A 14,500-nucleotide genomic window follows, 5' to 3' on the forward strand; every position below is an offset into this window, starting at 1 on the left:
TAATCAACGTCGTGCCCAAGTCAACCGGATTTCAAGAAAAAACATAGGTTCTTATTCAGAGAGCGGTCGATGATATTGATTTCAAGACTGACATGCGGCTAGCTGTCGGCTTGCGCAATCTATTGTGATTGAATAATTGACCGCAAATATTTATGTTTTGCTTATTGCAATTCCCTCACGGTCGATTACTTATGTTCATGCCGCGCGGTTAGACCTGTCTTGACGACGGGAAGACTGACGACGGGAGAACGTGCTCGGGCCTGCCTCAACAAACAGAGAGGCGGCTGCAATCCTGTGGCCGGCCCCGGTGAAGGAAATCCACGGAGGAACCATGAGAGCGGTCCATTGTCTCGCCCTCGGCGCAGGTCTGGCAGCCGCCACGCCCGCGCTCGCCAATGACGACGTGCTCAAGCGCAGTCAGGACCCGGCCCAGCAGGTGCTTCAGACGGTTGACTACGCCAACACCCGTTACTCGAAGCTCGACCAGATCAACGCCGGCAACGTCAAGAACCTCCAGGTCGCCTGGACCTTCTCGACCGGCGTGCTGCGCGGCCACGAGGGCTCCCCGCTCGTCGTCGGCAACATGATGTACGTGCACACCCCGTTCCCGAACATCGTCTACGCCCTCGACCTCGACAAAGAGGCCAAGATCGTCTGGAAATACGAGCCCAAGCAGGATCCGTCCGTGATCCCGGTCATGTGCTGCGACACGGTCAACCGCGGTCTGGCCCACGCCGACGGCGCCATCCTGCTGCACCAGGCCGACACGACGCTGGTGTCGCTCGACGCCAAGGCCGGCAAGGTCAACTGGTCGGTCGTCAACGGCGACCCGAAGAAGGGCGAGACCAACACCGCGCCCGTTCTGCCGGTCAAGGACAAGGTCATCGTCGGCATCTCGGGCGGCGAGTTCGGCGTGCAGTGCCACGTCACCGCCTACGATCTCAAGTCCGGCAAGAAGGTGTGGCGCGGCTACTCGGTCGGCCCGGACGATCAACTCCTGGTCGATCCCGAGAAGACCACCTCGCTCGGCAAGCCGATCGGCAAGGATTCCTCGCTGAAGACCTGGGAAGGCGATCAGTGGAAGACCGGCGGCGGCTGCACCTGGGGCTGGTTCTCCTACGACCCGAAGCTGAACCTGATGTATTACGGCTCGGGCAACCCCTCGACCTGGAACCCGAAGCAGCGTCCGGGCGACAACAAGTGGTCCATGACCATCTGGGGCCGCGACGTCGATACCGGCATGGCCAAGTGGGTCTACCAGATGACCCCGCACGACGAGTGGGATTTCGACGGCGTCAACGAGATGCTGCTGACGGATCAGAAGGTCGACGGCAAGGAGCGTCCGCTGCTGACCCACTTCGACCGCAACGGCTTCGGCTACACCCTCGATCGCGCGACCGGCGAATTGCTGGTGGCGGAAAAATTCGATCCGGTGGTGAACTGGGCCACCAAGGTCGACATGGAGAAGGGTTCGAAGACCTACGGCCGTCCGCTGGTCGTGTCGAAGTACTCGACCGAGCAGAACGGCGAGGACGTGAACTCGAAGGGCATCTGCCCGGCCGCCCTCGGCTCGAAGGATCAGCAGCCCGCTGCCTACTCGCCGAAGACGCAGCTCTTCTACGTTCCCACCAACCACGTCTGCATGGATTACGAGCCCTTCAAGGTGTCCTACACCCCGGGCCAGCCCTATGTCGGCGCGACCCTGTCGATGTACCCCGCCCCGAACTCGCACGGCGGCATGGGTAACTTCATCGCCTGGGACGGCGTGGCGGGTAAGATCAAGTGGTCGAACCCCGAGCAGTTCTCGGTGTGGTCGGGCGCGCTCGCCACCGCCGGTGACGTGGTCTTCTACGGCACGCTGGAAGGCTACCTGAAGGCGGTCGACTCGAAGTCGGGCAAGGAACTGTACAAGTTCAAGACCCCGTCGGGCATCATCGGCAACGTGATGACCTACCAGCACAAGGGCAAGCAGTACATCGGCGTCCTGTCGGGCGTCGGCGGCTGGGCCGGCATCGGCCTCGCGGCCGGCCTGACCGACCCGAATGCCGGTCTCGGCGCGGTCGGCGGCTACGCCGCCCTGTCGAACTACACCAACCTCGGCGGTCAGCTCACCGTCTTCGCGCTGCCGAACAACTGAGCCCTTCGGTCAGCCCTGAATGAATCGATGCCGGCGCGGGTCTCCGCGCCGGCATTTCCTTCGTCGGTTCCCGGTCGGACTTCGCGGCATCTGGACCTTCGCCGCCGACGAAACGCTCAGGTCGCGCACATCTGCGCCGCGGCCCGCACGACCTCACGAAACTCGACCGGCTTGCGCAGGCGCTCCACGTCTTGGAAGCGGGGCGGGATCATCACGTCGTCGTAGCCCGTGACGAAGATGAACGGCACGCCCAGCTCCTGGAGCGTTTCAGCCACCTCGAAGCGGGCGCCCTCGCCGAGATTGATGTCGACGACGGCGCAATGCGGCGCGTCCTGCGCGATCAGCGCCAGCGCTTCCTCCGGCCGGCCGACCGGCCCCACCACCGAGCCCCCGGCCCTGCGCAGCGCGCGCTCCGTGTCGGTGGCGATGAAGTAATCGTCCTCCACCACCAGGACCTTGCAACCGCTGAGGTCCACCTCGCCTGCCATTTCGAGCGATCCTCCCGCGATCGTCGCGCGCAACGTGCCCATGCCCGTCTCCAGGATGCTGTCGCCCCGTCGCAGTGGAAATTCCAGCCGGCATTGCAGCCCCTGCGGCTCGAAGCCGAGTTTGCCGCTGCCCTGCAGTTCGTAGGGAATACGCTGCTCGATCAGCGTCGTTCCGAAACCTCTGCGCTGAGGCGGCGTGAGCGGCTCGATCGCACCGGTCTCGATCCAGTCGAGGTGCAGCCGCGGCTCGGCCGCCTCGCGGGTGATGCACCACGTGACGCTGAGGCGGCCGGCGGAATGCGTGAAGGCTCCGTACTTGCACGCGTTGGTCGCCAGTTCGTGGACCGCCAGCGTCACCACCTCGGCGGCTTTCGGCGACAGGAGCAGCTTCGGGCCGCCGAGGGAGAACTGCCCCTCATGCGCGGCTTGGGCCTCGACCTCGACCCGGATCAGCGATTCGAGGTCCACGCCGGCGTTGACGGCGCGGGTGAGCAGCGTCTGCGTGCGGGCGAGGGCCCGCAGCCGGCCGACGAGACGGTCGCGATAATCGTCCACGCTCCCCGCGGTCTCGCCGGAGCGTTCGGCGATGGATCGGATCATGGCCAGGATGTTGCGCACCCGGTGCTGGAGTTCGAGCAGCAGGACGGTCTGATGCTCGGCGGCCTGCTTGGAATCGGTCACGTCCTCGGCGATGCCGGCGATGCGCTGCACCGCGCCGCCCGCGTCGAGGAGCGGGAAGTCGGTGTTGCGGATCCAGCGGAAGGCGCCGTCGCTCGGGCGCAGGATGCGGAACTCATGCGTGACCGCCTCGCCCCCTCTGGCCTGTTCCAGATGCGCCAGGGCGACGTCCCGGTCCTCCGGCACGATGAGGGCGGCCCAGCGCTTCGGATCGCCGAGGATGGCGTCCGGCGGCACGCCGTAGATCGTCCGGATGGCCGGACTGACATATTCCATCGCCAGGGTCGTGCCGTCCCGGATCCAGAGGGCGTCCGACGAGGAGGCCGCGAATTGCTGGAACCGCTCCTCGCTCTCGCGCTGCGCCGCCTCGGCACGGGCCCGCTCGACCGCCGCCCAGGTCCGCTCGGCGACATCCTCGACGAGCGAGATCTCCCGCGCCGTCCATCGATGCGGCACGCCCTTCAGCACGGTCATGCTGGCGACGGTCCGGCCGTTCTTGAACAGGGGCATGCTGACCAGGGACCGGATCGACAGCGCCCGGAACGCCGGCAGGTCGGAGATGGGGACCGCACCCGGCGCCTCGACATCGTCGAGCACCAGGACGCGCCCGGTGCGATAGGCCTCGAAGGTCGAGCCGAAGCTGGAGAAGGCGTGCTGTCCGACGACGCTCGGCGCATCGCCCAGAACATAGTCGCGCTCGATGATCGCGAACTCGTAGTCGCCGACGACCACCGCGTAGTAGGTCCGATCGGCGCCGAGATGCTCGCCCAGGATGCGCGCGGCCGCATCCTGGACCTCGACCGCATCGTCGAGCGGCCGCAGGGTGTTGCTCAATCTGAGCAGGAACACCTGCCGCTCCTCGCTCTCGCGGAGCGCGGCCTCCGCCCGGAGGCGGCCGCTGATCTCGAAACCGATCATCTGCACGGCGAAGACGCGGCCCCCGTCGTCGCGCACCGGGCTGAGATAGGCGTCGAACACCTGCCCCGGCCCGCCCACCGCGAGCGGCTGGGCCGGTACGTGGACGCTCTCGCCCCCGAACACCCACTCGTAATGGTGCGCGACCGCCGCGTAGCCGTCCGGCCACGTCTCGGGAAGGGACCGCCCGAGGGCGCCCGGGTGGTGCACGCCGTAGAGGCGGGCCGCCGTATCGTTGTAGAGGAGGATGTGACCGGGCCGGCAGACGAGGCTTGCCACGAGCGGGCTCGCCAGCACCTGCTCGACCATCAGCTTGAGGCGGCTCGGCCAAGCGCCGCTCGGGCCGAGCGGCGTCGCCGACCAATCGTGCGCGCGGATGCGCGCGGCCATCTCGCCGTCTCCGCAGGGCCATTCGGCTTCGGGCTCAGCATCCATCCGGCAGACAACGCACGTCCGGCCTGCCCTGTCACCTCGGCCGTCGACGATCCTTGGACGCGATGCGGGAAAGCCTCAGTCGCGTCCGGGCCCGGGACCGTGCGGCGGCAGCGTTGCCCGAAACCGTCACCCGCCCCGCGATCGGCGCCCGGCGCCGCCTGACGCGTTGACGAACCGCGTCCGCGCGCTTGGTATCCGCCCGGCGCTCCCTGTCGGCCCGTCCCCGCGCCCCGAGACCGCTTCCTGCCGTGAGACGCCTCCGCATCAGCTTCGAAGTGGCCGGGATCGCCGCGCAGCGCTTCGTCGCCCATGACGGCTGGGCCATCGCGAGCCACATCGCGCTCTCGATGCTGACCTCCCTGTTCCCGTTCCTGATCCTGCTCGCGGCGGTCGCCGGCCTGTTCGGCACCAAGTCGCTCGCCGACGAGGCGGGGGTGCTGATCTTCGACGCGTGGCCCCGCGAGGTGGCCAAGCCCATCGTCAACGAGATGCACCGTGTCCTGACCGAGCAGCGCGGCGGCGTGCTCACCCTCGGCGCGGTGCTCGCCCTCTACTTCTCGTCGTCCGGCGTCGAGAGCCTGCGGGTCGGGCTCAACCGGGCCTATGGGTTGCGCGAGATGCGGCCCTGGTGGCTGACCCGCCTCGAATCGATCGGCTACGTGATCTGCGGCGCCTTCGCGATGCTGGCCTTCGCGCTCCTCGTGGTGCTGGGCCCCCTGATCTGGCGCAACCTCCTCAACGTCGCCCCCGGCTCGAGCCCCTGAGCCTCACGGTGGCGATCGGGCGGATCGGGGTGACCGCCTTCCTGATCATGACGGTCCTCGTCATCGCCCACAAATTCGTGGCGGCCGGCCGGCGCTCCCTGTGGTCGGTGCTGCCGGGGGTGGCGGTGACGCTGGCGCTCTGGTTCCTGGCGGGCCTCGGCTTCGGCTTCTACCTCGACCGCTTCTCCTCCGCCTACGCCTCGACCTACGGGGGCCTCGCCACCGCGATGGTGTTCCTTGTCTTCCTCTACTGGCTCGCCGCGATGTTCCTGTTCGGCGGCGAGATCAACGGCACCGTCATCGCGGCCAAGCGCCGGCGCCTCCAGGCGCGGATGCAGGCCAAGCACGAGCGCGCCGCGATCCTCTGAGTGCGCGCCCGCCGCGTCCGCGCTGAAACGGCGAGCCGCGGGTCGAGACCGGCCCTGCGCGGCATCATCGTACGGTGGCGGGCGCCCGGGCCGGAACCGAATGACGGTTCGATGACTTTGACCCATGCTCCATGCGATGTTTCCACCTTGCCCGGCCTGCTTCCCCGAAGGGAGGCGGGCCGTTTTGTGTCGGGCCCGGGGATGATCGCGATCTACGCCGGCACGTCGCTTTCATGATCGCTCGCAGCGATCAGCGATCACGCCGCCAGGGGCATCTCCTCCGCCTCTGTCTCGGCCGCCATGAACTGGGCCCGCGCGAGTTCGGCGAAGCGGCCGCCCTCCGCCACCAGCGCGTCGAAGGTGCCGGTCTCGACGATCCGGCCCTCGTGGAAGACGAGGATCCGGTCCGCGTTGCGGATCGTGGCGAGCCGGTGGGCGATGACGAAGGTGGTGCGTCCCTCCATCACCGCCTCCAGCGCCGTCTGGAGCTTGCGCTCCGTGGCGGCGTCGAGGGCGCTCGTCGCCTCGTCGAGGATGAGGACCGGCGGGTTCTTCAGGAGCGCCCGGGCGATCGACAGGCGCTGGCGCTCGCCCCCCGACAGGGAGCGGCCGCGCTCGCCGATGATGGTGTCGAGGCCGTCGGGCTGCCGGGCCATGAACTCGCTGGCCTGCGCCCGCGCCAGGGCGTCGAGCATCTCGGCATCCGTCGCGTCGGGCCGGCCCACCTGCAGGTTCTCGCGGATCGAGCGGGCGAACAGCATCGGCTCCTGGAACACGACGCCGATGTTGTGGCGCAGGGAAGCCAGCCCGATGTCGCGGATGTCGGTGCCGTCGATGCGGATCGCGCCCTCGTCCGGGTCGAAGGTCCGGTGCAGGAGGCCCAGCGTCGTCGACTTGCCCGAGCCCGTTGTGCCGACGAGCGCCACCGTCTCGCCCGCCCGTGCCGTGAAGGAGACGCCGTCGAGGGCCGTCCGGCGGCCGTCGTAGGAGAAGCCGACCTCCTCGAAGCTGACCTCGCCGTCGAGGCGCGCGATCGGCCTCGCGTTCGGCCGGTCGCGCACGGCCGGTACCGTGTCGAGGATCTCGAAGAACTCGGCCATCTTCGGCGCCTGCTGGAACAGGCCGTTCACGAAGGAGACGACGTGGTCGAGGCGCGACACCAGCATCGTGGCGAGGCTCATGAAGGCCACGACCTCGCCGACCGTGGTCGAGCCGGCCTGGTAGAGCGCGATGCCGGTGATGAAGATCGCCGTCATGGTGATGGTGGCCGACGCCTTGGTCGCGACCGCCGCCAGCGCCCACCAAGACAGGACCGGAATCTGGGCCTTCAGCAGGTTGTGGATGATGCCATGCATCGCGTCCTTCTCCGCCTTGGCGCGGGTGAAGGACTGGATGACGGCGACGTTTCCGAGAGCGTCTGAGGCGTGCGCCGCGAGGCCCGAATGATAATGCTCGACCTCGCCCTGCAACGCCTCGGTCCGGCGCATCACGAAGGTGGTCAGCGCCGTGAAGACGAGGACCAGCACGACGAGGATCGAGCCGAGCTGCCAGTTCACGAACAGCGTCAGCGGCAGCAGCACGCCGAGCGATACCAGGGCCGCGAAATGGTCGCGGAAGAAGCCGAGCCAGAGCCACGCCATCCCGTTCGTGCCCTCCAACATCGCCTTGAGAACGCGGCCGGAATGGTTCGCCGAGTGGAAGGCGAGCGGCAGGTCGAGGACGTGTTCGAAGTAGTTCGCCATCGTGGAAAGCCGGCTGCGATGGGCGAGCCGGTCCGAGTGCAGGGCGATGGCGACGCCCGCCACGATCGTGAAGAAGCCGAAGGCGACCCAGGCGCCGATCAGCGGCACCAGCGTCCCGAACGCGTCGGCGTTGCGGCTCAGGTGGGTGAGCTGGTCGATGATGCGGCCCATCAGCAGCGGCTCGGCGAAGGCCGCGACCGCGAGGGCGATGTTCGCGACGGCCAGGCCGACCGCTAGCTTCCTGTCCGGGCCGAGAAGCCCCATCACCCGTCCATAGAGACGAAATATCGACATGCCCAGCTCCGAAAACCTCCCGGCGCGGCCGGTGTGACCCCGGTCCTTCGCGTCCGTGCCCGACGAGCCCGCAGCCTTGAGGAAGGCCGCAAAACCGCCCCGGGCAGAGTGGCTTATGGCAGATCCTGCCTGAACGCCGCATGACGCGGCGCGCTCGAAATTTTTCCCAGAGCGGCCTCAAGGTAAAGCCCCGCCGCCCCGCTTTTACGGTTCGTTCAGCCCGTTTCCCTACTCATGGGGACGGTGTCGTCCCCGAGGGACGGCGCACGCTCACCGTCAGGCTTCGTCGTCATGGATCTCGCAACCGGTGTCGGCCTGATCGGCGGCTTCGCCGTCGTGTTCGTGCTGATCATGATCGACGGCGGCAACTTCGCCGCCTATTTCGACAAGCACGCCGTGATCGTGATCTTCGGTGGCGCCACCGCCGCCACGATGATGCGCTTCCCATTCTCGACCATCATGCACGGCCTGCCGATGGGCCTGCGCTTCGCCTTCACCATGCGCTCGGTCAAGCCGCGCGAGCTGATCGACGAGATCACCAAGATCGCCGACGTGGTGCGCAAGAGCGGGCCGATGGCGCTCGAGAACATGGAGATCTCGGACCCGTTCCTGGCGCAGGGCGCCCGCTACATCGCCGACGGCTACGACCGGGAATTCATACGTGATACGATGGAGCGGGACCGCGACAACTTCCTCATGCATCTCGATGAGGGCTCGAAGATCTACCGGGCGTTCGGCGATTGCGCGCCGGCCTGGGGCATGATCGGCACCATCCTCGGCATGGTGACGATGTTCGCCAACATGTCGGACCCCTCGAAGCTCGGGCCCGCCATGGCAACCGCCTTGCTCGCCACCCTGTACGGCGCGCTGATCGCCAACATGATCACCCTGCCGCTCGCCGACAAGTTGCACGTCAAGCTCGAGGAAGAGGATGTCTCGCGCTCCCTCATCATCGACGGGATCCTGCTGATCCGCGACCAGAAGAGTTCGTCGCTCGTGCGCGAGATGCTGATCGCCTACCTTCCACACAACCACCGCGAGGAACTCTCCGAGGCGGCGGCGTGAGCGCGGCCTGAGGTCGGGAGGGCTCTCCGGTGGCCAAGAAGAAGCGCGGCGGCGCGCATGGCGGCCACGGCTGGTTCGTGACCTTCGCCGACCTGATGGCGCTCCTGATGAGCTTCTTCGTGATGATCGCGGCGTACTCGACGCAGGATCAGAAGAAGATGCAGGCGGTGGCGGGCTCGATGCGCGACGCCTTCGGCGTGAACAAGGAATCGCGGTTCGCCGGCATCATCGAGCAGACCGGGCTGCCGACCGCGGACCGGGTCCGCTACCTCCGAGACGTGCCACCCGAGCGCGCCAGCGACCGCACCACGCCGCCGCGGATCGACCAGACCGTGGAGGCGGGCCTCTCCGACCGCGGCGAGGCAGAGAATTTCGGGCTTGCCGCAGCCTCGCTTCGGCAGGCGCTGCAGGACATGCCGGAGGTCGCGGAGATCTCGAAGAACATCATCATCGCGCCGTCCGCCAAGGGGCTCGACGTGACGATCGTCGACCAGGACGGGCGCTCGATGTTCCCGGAAGGATCGAGCCGTCCGAACGACCGGACGCGGCGCCTCCTCGAGAAGCTCGCCCCGGCGCTCCGGCAATTGCCGAACCGGATCGCCGTCACCGGCTTCACGGCGAGCGACCGGCCGGGTAACCGGCCCCTGCCCCGCCGTGGGAACTCTCGGCCAACCGCGCGATCAGCGTGCGCGAGATCCTGGCGGGCGCCGGCATTCCCGATGACCGCTTCGCCTCGGTCAGCGGCAAGGCCGACACGGAGCCGCTGTTCCCCGACAATCCCTACCTGACGGCCAACCGCCGCGTGACGGTGACGCTCCTCAAGGAAGCGCCGCCGACGCCCGCCGGCCGCGGCCTGCCGTGAGGCTTCACTTGGCGACGAGCAGCGCCCAGTAGACCTTGTACTTGGAGTTCGGCGCGTAGGCCGTCGCGATGCCCATCCGGGTCGCGCTCGCATCGAGCATCACCGCATTGTGGGAGGGGCTGTCGCGCCAGCCGGAGAACGCCTCGGCCAGCGTGTGATAGCCGGCCGAGAGGTTGGCGTTGGCCTTCTGATAGCCGAGCCGCTCGACCGCCACCTTGACCGTCTGTGCCTTGCTGGGGCGGTCCGCCGCGGCCATCGCGGCGGCCTCGGTCTCGGCCAGCCGCTGCAATTCGGGGTCGAGCGTCAGGGGCGCCTCTCCGCGACCCCGTCGATAGGCCGAGATCATCTCACGGGCGGCGTTCGTGTCGAGCTGCGCGGTGTTCGTGGTGAGCGGCCAGTACAGGCTCGGCAGCGCGGACGTCGCCTGTGGCTCGCCCGCACAGCCCGCAAGGCCGAGCGTGCCGATGACGGCCGCCGCCGAACCGATGAAACGCCACCGTGCCACGAACCCTGTCTCCCTGTCGGCGGGCCTAGCCGCCCGCGCTCCTCCGGCTCAGGTCGCGCGGCGTCGCGGACCGGACCGGCTCGGCCTCCTCGGCCGGTGCTGCCACCCGCTCCGCTCCAGCGCCCGCCTCGGGCTCGGACGGCAGACGCCCGAACCGGCCGGCGATCTCGCCCAGCGCGTTCTGCATTCCGTCGAGACCCTGCACCGTGACGACGCTGGAACCGGGACCGAGCGGCGGTATGAAGCCGGCCTCCGATAAGGTTCTGAAGACCGCAAAGTTCAAGTCCGTCTGCACCTTCAGGCCGAGGCTGACATCGGAGATCATCGCGATCAGCTCGAACTCGAGGAACGGGTCGCCGATCTTGCGGAACACCACGCGGGGCTCGGGCTCCTTCAGCACGTCCACATGCGCCCGGGCGCAGCCGATGATGAGCTCCGCCGCCCGGACCGGATCCTGGTTGCGGAGCACGCTGACGGTGAGCGTGACGCGGCCGGTTCGGTCGCCGCGCACCCGGTTCTTAACCACGCCCGAGATCAGGTTGGAGTTCGGCACGATTACGGCCGAGCGGTCGAAGGTCTGGATCTCCGTGGAGCGCACGGAGATGCGCTTCACGATGCCCTCGCTGTCGCCGATCAGCACCTGATCGCCGACGCGGATCGGCCGCTCCCACAGGAGCAGCAGGCCGGAGACGAAGTTGTTGACGATCGATTGCAGACCGAAGCCGATACCGACCGAGAGGGCACCGGCGACGATGGTCAGCTTCTCCAGGCTGAGGCCGAGATACGAGAAGGCGAGCGCGAGCGCGAGCAGGAAGCCGAAATAGCCGCTGACGGTCGAGATCGAGTTCCTCAGGCCGGCGTCGAGGTCGGTGGCGGGCAGATAGGTGTGTTCCAGCCATCGCTGCACGGCGCGGGTGATCACGACGCCGAGGATCAGGATGCCGATCCCGAGCGTGATCGACGACAACGAGATGGTGACGTCGCCGACCTTGAACCCGAAGAACGCGGTGCGCACCGAGGTGAGCACGTCGGTGGAATCCAGCCCCCAGGGCGCGAGCGCGAGCAGGGCGACGACGAGGAACAGCACCACCCGGGCCGTCCCGGTCGCCAGAACCGCGATCTGATGCAGGGAGCGCTTGCGCAGGCCGGTATTGGCCTGCAGCGTCGTGGCGAGTTTCGTGTCGTCGCTGAGCGAACCGCCGATGAAGGTGTCGGCGCTCTGGATCAGCAGGTAGAGGAGCACGAGGAGGCTGGTCGTCCAGACGAACTGATCGATCAGGAAGGCCGAGAAGGCGACGTACCCGACGAGGTCCGCGATCCCGATCACGACGACCGCGGCCCAGCCGATGAGGCGGGCCGGGCCGCCGATTCCCGTCGTCGTGCGGGTCGGCACGTACGGGCCGAGGCAGGCTTCCTCCTCCTCCTCCCGGTCGGCGAAGCGGTGGAGGCCGATCGCGAGGATCAGAACCATCGCGAGGGCGCCGATGCCGCGGGTGGCGATCGAGATCGGAAGGGCCGCCGAGATGCCGGAATTCAGCGCCTCGATCGATTTCGTGACCGTGATCACGGTCGCGATGCCGACGGCGAGGCGCCGGACCCGGAAGGCCGCCGCGTCACTGACGGGGGCCGGGCGCCACGACGGCTTGTCGGGCGACAGAAGCCCGTCGCAGAGCGCCTCCACGAAGGCAATGAAGGCTAGGCCGCCGAGGATCGAGCCCGCCACCGGCAGAAGGCGCGACGGCAGCAGATCGGTGGCGTCGAGGGCGTAGTACACGGCGTAGCTGCCCACCACCGCCGGCACCGTGCCGAGCAGGATGACGCGCCACGCGCCGAGGAGCCGCTGACGTCGGGTCGGGTCGTTCTTCGTCTCGTCGCGGCGACCGAAACGCGGCGCGATATTGCGGCGCCCGAAATACAGGGCCACGGAGACGCCGAAGGCGACGCCGAGCAGGAGAAGATTCGGCAGCGTGCCGTTGCGCCCGAAAAGGAGCAGGATGTCGGACAGCGCACTCTGGAGAGCCCGCAGGTCACGCGGCATGTCCGCGGTGACGCGGGTCCACAGGGTTGGCGTGAGAAGTCCCTGCGACCGCTCGAACAGACCCTTGGTGAAGGCCTCGCGACGGCGATTGGAGATCCGGTCGACGATCTGGTCGCTCTGGACGAGGAGCGAGCGGGCCAGGCGCTGGGTCTCGTCGATGCGCGCGACGGCTGCCTCGCGCTCGACGCGCTCCTGGGTGACCTCGGCGCTCTCCTCGACGTCCTTCGGCTTTGGGCCGAGCTGGGTCAGGCGCTCGCGCGAGGCCTCGAGCGGCGCGTCGAGCCGGTCGACGATGGTGCGGATCTCGTCGGCGACCGGGGTGATGCCCTCGCGGATGCGGGATAGATCGACCGCGGTCAGATTCGGGCGGCCGAGATCCTTTTCGCGCTGCGTGAGGTCGGCCTTGGCCGCGTCGAGCTTCGCCCGCACGGCCTTCAAAGCCTCCGACATCTCCGGCTTCGGCGGCGCTGGCTTGGTATCCGCGGGTTTGGCGTCCGAGGGCTTCTGCTCGGCAGGCTTGTCGCCGGGCTTGGCCTCGGCCGGCTTCGCGGCTTCTCTCGGCCCCGCCTGTGGCTTGGCCTGCTCGGATGGCGGGACGGCTTGTTGTGCCGGCGCAGCAACCGGCGCGAGCAGTGCGGCGGCCAGCAGGGCGGCGAGAGCCGCGAGGCGCGGTCTACCGCGGGTCAGCGGGCTTCGGCTCATGAGCATCCTTTCTCGATTCGCGCCTGGCGCCAGGGCCTCTCGGTCCAGCACGGGCACGGCCTCGCGGCCCCGGGCCGAATGAGGCGGGAAGCGGCGCGGCGCGCGTGAGCAGCGACGTCGCGGAGCAGATCTGATCGTTGCGGCCGATCCATAATGCGAAAGCGCGGCGCTGCCCACCCGTGGCCTGCATTGCGCTGAGCGAGGCCGCGGCTGCCTGTGGGTGCGTCCTCGCGGCCGGGCGGCAAACCTTCACAACGGTGTCACGCTGATATTACACTAAGCCCCGATGGACAGGGCCTTTTCGTCTCGTAGCGAGGAGGTGGCGCTGAACCGGATCCGCGTTCAGCCCCGCCAGGACCTGGGCGTCTCCGCCCAGCGCGGTCGCCGTGAGCGGCCGAACCCCGCCCCGTCTCCCGTTGGTAGAGACCTGCCGCCCGAGGCGCTGAGCGCCCGGTTCGGCTGTCGCCCACGGCTGGTCCCGGCCGCCCGCTCTGCCGGGTCCAGCGCCCGCGCGAGACGGAGGGCGGCCATCTTTCATCATCCCGGGACAGCGCGCCGGCCGATCCCCGCGCGTTGTCCCCTGCATCAGCCGTTCCGAGAGTAGCGCCGATGATGGACCTCCAAACCCTCGTCCTGAACGCGGATTACCGGCCGCTCTCCTACAATCCGCTCTCGCTCTGGTCCTGGAAGGATGCCTTCACCGCCCTCTTCCTCGATCGCGTCACCCTGGTGGCGAGCTACGACGTCGAGGCGCGCTCGCCGAGCCGCTCGCTCCGGGTTCCGAGTGTGGTGGCGCTGAAGAATTACGTGACGCTGGCCCGCACCCCCGCCTTCACGCGCTACAACATCTACCTGCGCGACGGATTTTCCTGCCAGTATTGCGGACTGCGCCTGCCATCCGGTGGGCTCACCTTCGACCATGTGGTGCCGCGCTCCCGCGGTGGCCTGTCGAGCTGGGAGAACGTCGTCGCCGCCTGCTCGCCCTGCAATCTGCGCAAGGCCAACCGGACCCCGGCCGAGGCAGACATGCCGCTCCTGAACGCGCCGCGCCGGCCCACGCGCTACGAGCTTCACCACCGGCAGCCCGAGTTCGACCACCGGCAATATCACCACACCTGGCTCGATTACCTGTACTGGGACAGCGAGCTGGACAGCTGAGGCTCAGGGCTGCGGGAAGCGTGCCGGCGGCTCGTTGTACATCGGGAGTGCGGCCTTGCGCGGCAGGTATGCCCGCACGATCACGGGCGGCGCGACCACGGCCGGCGGGCGGTAGCGCGGATCGCGGTAGGCGATATTCGGAGGCAGGATCGGTCGCGCGTGACGCCGGTGGACGAGACGTGCCGGCGGGCGCTCGCGCAGCCTGTATCCGCCGGGCCTATCGTCAGCGGCAACCGGCAAGCAGATCACCTGCGCGAGAATAGCGGCTGCCGCCACCATGCCGCCAAGGCGCAACGCCGCGCCCGAAACCGAATGGTGCGCCATACCGGCTTCTCCCGTCTCGCGCGAT

The 14,500-nt window shown here is 68.2% G+C and carries 8 protein-coding genes and 2 pseudogenes; 5 read left to right on the plus strand and 5 right to left on the minus strand.

Translation table 11 applies throughout. The features are described from left to right. Positions 1 to 331: 331 nt before the first annotated feature. Positions 332 to 2,137, plus strand: coding sequence for a lanthanide-dependent methanol dehydrogenase XoxF1 (gene xoxF1, locus DK389_RS01595; RefSeq protein ID WP_109887082.1), 1,806 nt, complete (start codon positions 332 to 334; stop codon positions 2,135 to 2,137). 116 nt (positions 2,138 to 2,253) lie between these two features. Here the strand turns inward: xoxF1 and DK389_RS01600 are convergent, their stop codons facing one another. Further along, positions 2,254 to 4,608, minus strand: a complete 2,355-nt coding sequence (locus tag DK389_RS01600; protein ID WP_109887084.1) for a PAS domain-containing protein — start codon at positions 4,606 to 4,608, stop codon at positions 2,254 to 2,256. Positions 4,609 to 4,901: 293 nt separating this feature from the next. Between DK389_RS01600 and DK389_RS01605 the strand changes: the two are divergent. Beyond that, positions 4,902 to 5,785 (plus strand): annotated as a pseudogene (locus DK389_RS01605) (YihY/virulence factor BrkB family protein). 257 nt (positions 5,786 to 6,042) lie between these two features. On the opposite strand, the gene DK389_RS01610 reads toward DK389_RS01605, so the two are convergent. Then, complete coding sequence (locus DK389_RS01610; protein ID WP_109887086.1) at positions 6,043 to 7,821, minus strand: glucan ABC transporter ATP-binding protein/ permease; 1,779 nt, start codon at positions 7,819 to 7,821, stop codon at positions 6,043 to 6,045. A 291-nt stretch (positions 7,822 to 8,112) separates the two neighbouring features. On the opposite strand from DK389_RS01610, the gene DK389_RS01615 reads away from it, so the two are divergent. Then, on the plus strand, positions 8,113 to 8,886 hold the full coding sequence (locus DK389_RS01615) for a motility protein A (protein ID WP_109887088.1): 774 nt from the start codon (positions 8,113 to 8,115) through the stop codon (positions 8,884 to 8,886). Between the two features lie 29 nt (positions 8,887 to 8,915). Continuing rightward, a pseudogene (locus DK389_RS01620) lies at positions 8,916 to 9,748 on the plus strand (OmpA/MotB family protein). A 4-nt stretch (positions 9,749 to 9,752) separates the two neighbouring features. Here DK389_RS01620 and DK389_RS01625 read toward each other — a convergent pair. Then, complete coding sequence (locus DK389_RS01625) at positions 9,753 to 10,253, minus strand: CAP domain-containing protein (RefSeq protein WP_109887090.1); 501 nt, start codon at positions 10,251 to 10,253, stop codon at positions 9,753 to 9,755. 25 nt (positions 10,254 to 10,278) lie between these two features. Then, positions 10,279 to 12,993, minus strand: a complete 2,715-nt coding sequence (locus DK389_RS01630; protein ID WP_109895900.1) for a DUF3772 domain-containing protein — start codon at positions 12,991 to 12,993, stop codon at positions 10,279 to 10,281. Between the two features lie 609 nt (positions 12,994 to 13,602). Between DK389_RS01630 and DK389_RS01635 the strand changes: the two genes are divergently transcribed. After that, on the plus strand, positions 13,603 to 14,151 hold the full coding sequence (locus tag DK389_RS01635; protein WP_109887091.1) for an HNH endonuclease: 549 nt from the start codon (positions 13,603 to 13,605) through the stop codon (positions 14,149 to 14,151). Between the two features lie 3 nt (positions 14,152 to 14,154). Here the strand turns inward: DK389_RS01635 and DK389_RS01640 are convergent, their stop codons facing one another. Further along, a complete protein-coding gene (locus DK389_RS01640) occupies positions 14,155 to 14,475 on the minus strand; it encodes a hypothetical protein (protein ID WP_109887093.1) in 321 nt (106 codons plus the stop codon). Positions 14,476 to 14,500: the final 25 nt, after the last annotated feature.

Source organism: Methylobacterium durans, assembly GCF_003173715.1.
GTDB classification, from domain to species: Bacteria; Pseudomonadota; Alphaproteobacteria; order Rhizobiales; family Beijerinckiaceae; genus Methylobacterium; species Methylobacterium durans.

What these genes read in the sequence shown, in the direction of transcription:
- DK389_RS01640 (WP_109887093.1), bottom strand. Translation starts at nt 14,475, where the DNA reads ATGGCGCACCATTCGGTTTCGGGCGCGGCGTTGCGCCTTGGCGGCATG.
- xoxF1 (WP_109887082.1), top strand. Translation starts at nt 332, where the DNA reads ATGAGAGCGGTCCATTGTCTCGCCCTCGGCGCAGGTCTGGCAGCCGCC.
- DK389_RS01600 (WP_109887084.1), bottom strand. Translation starts at nt 4,608, where the DNA reads ATGGCCGCGCGCATCCGCGCGCACGATTGGTCGGCGACGCCGCTCGGC.
- DK389_RS01635 (WP_109887091.1), top strand. Translation starts at nt 13,603, where the DNA reads ATGATGGACCTCCAAACCCTCGTCCTGAACGCGGATTACCGGCCGCTC.
- DK389_RS01615 (WP_109887088.1), top strand. Translation starts at nt 8,113, where the DNA reads ATGGATCTCGCAACCGGTGTCGGCCTGATCGGCGGCTTCGCCGTCGTG.
- DK389_RS01630 (WP_109895900.1), bottom strand. Translation starts at nt 12,993, where the DNA reads ATGAGCCGAAGCCCGCTGACCCGCGGTAGACCGCGCCTCGCGGCTCTC.
- DK389_RS01610 (WP_109887086.1), bottom strand. Translation starts at nt 7,821, where the DNA reads ATGTCGATATTTCGTCTCTATGGACGGGTGATGGGGCTTCTCGGCCCG.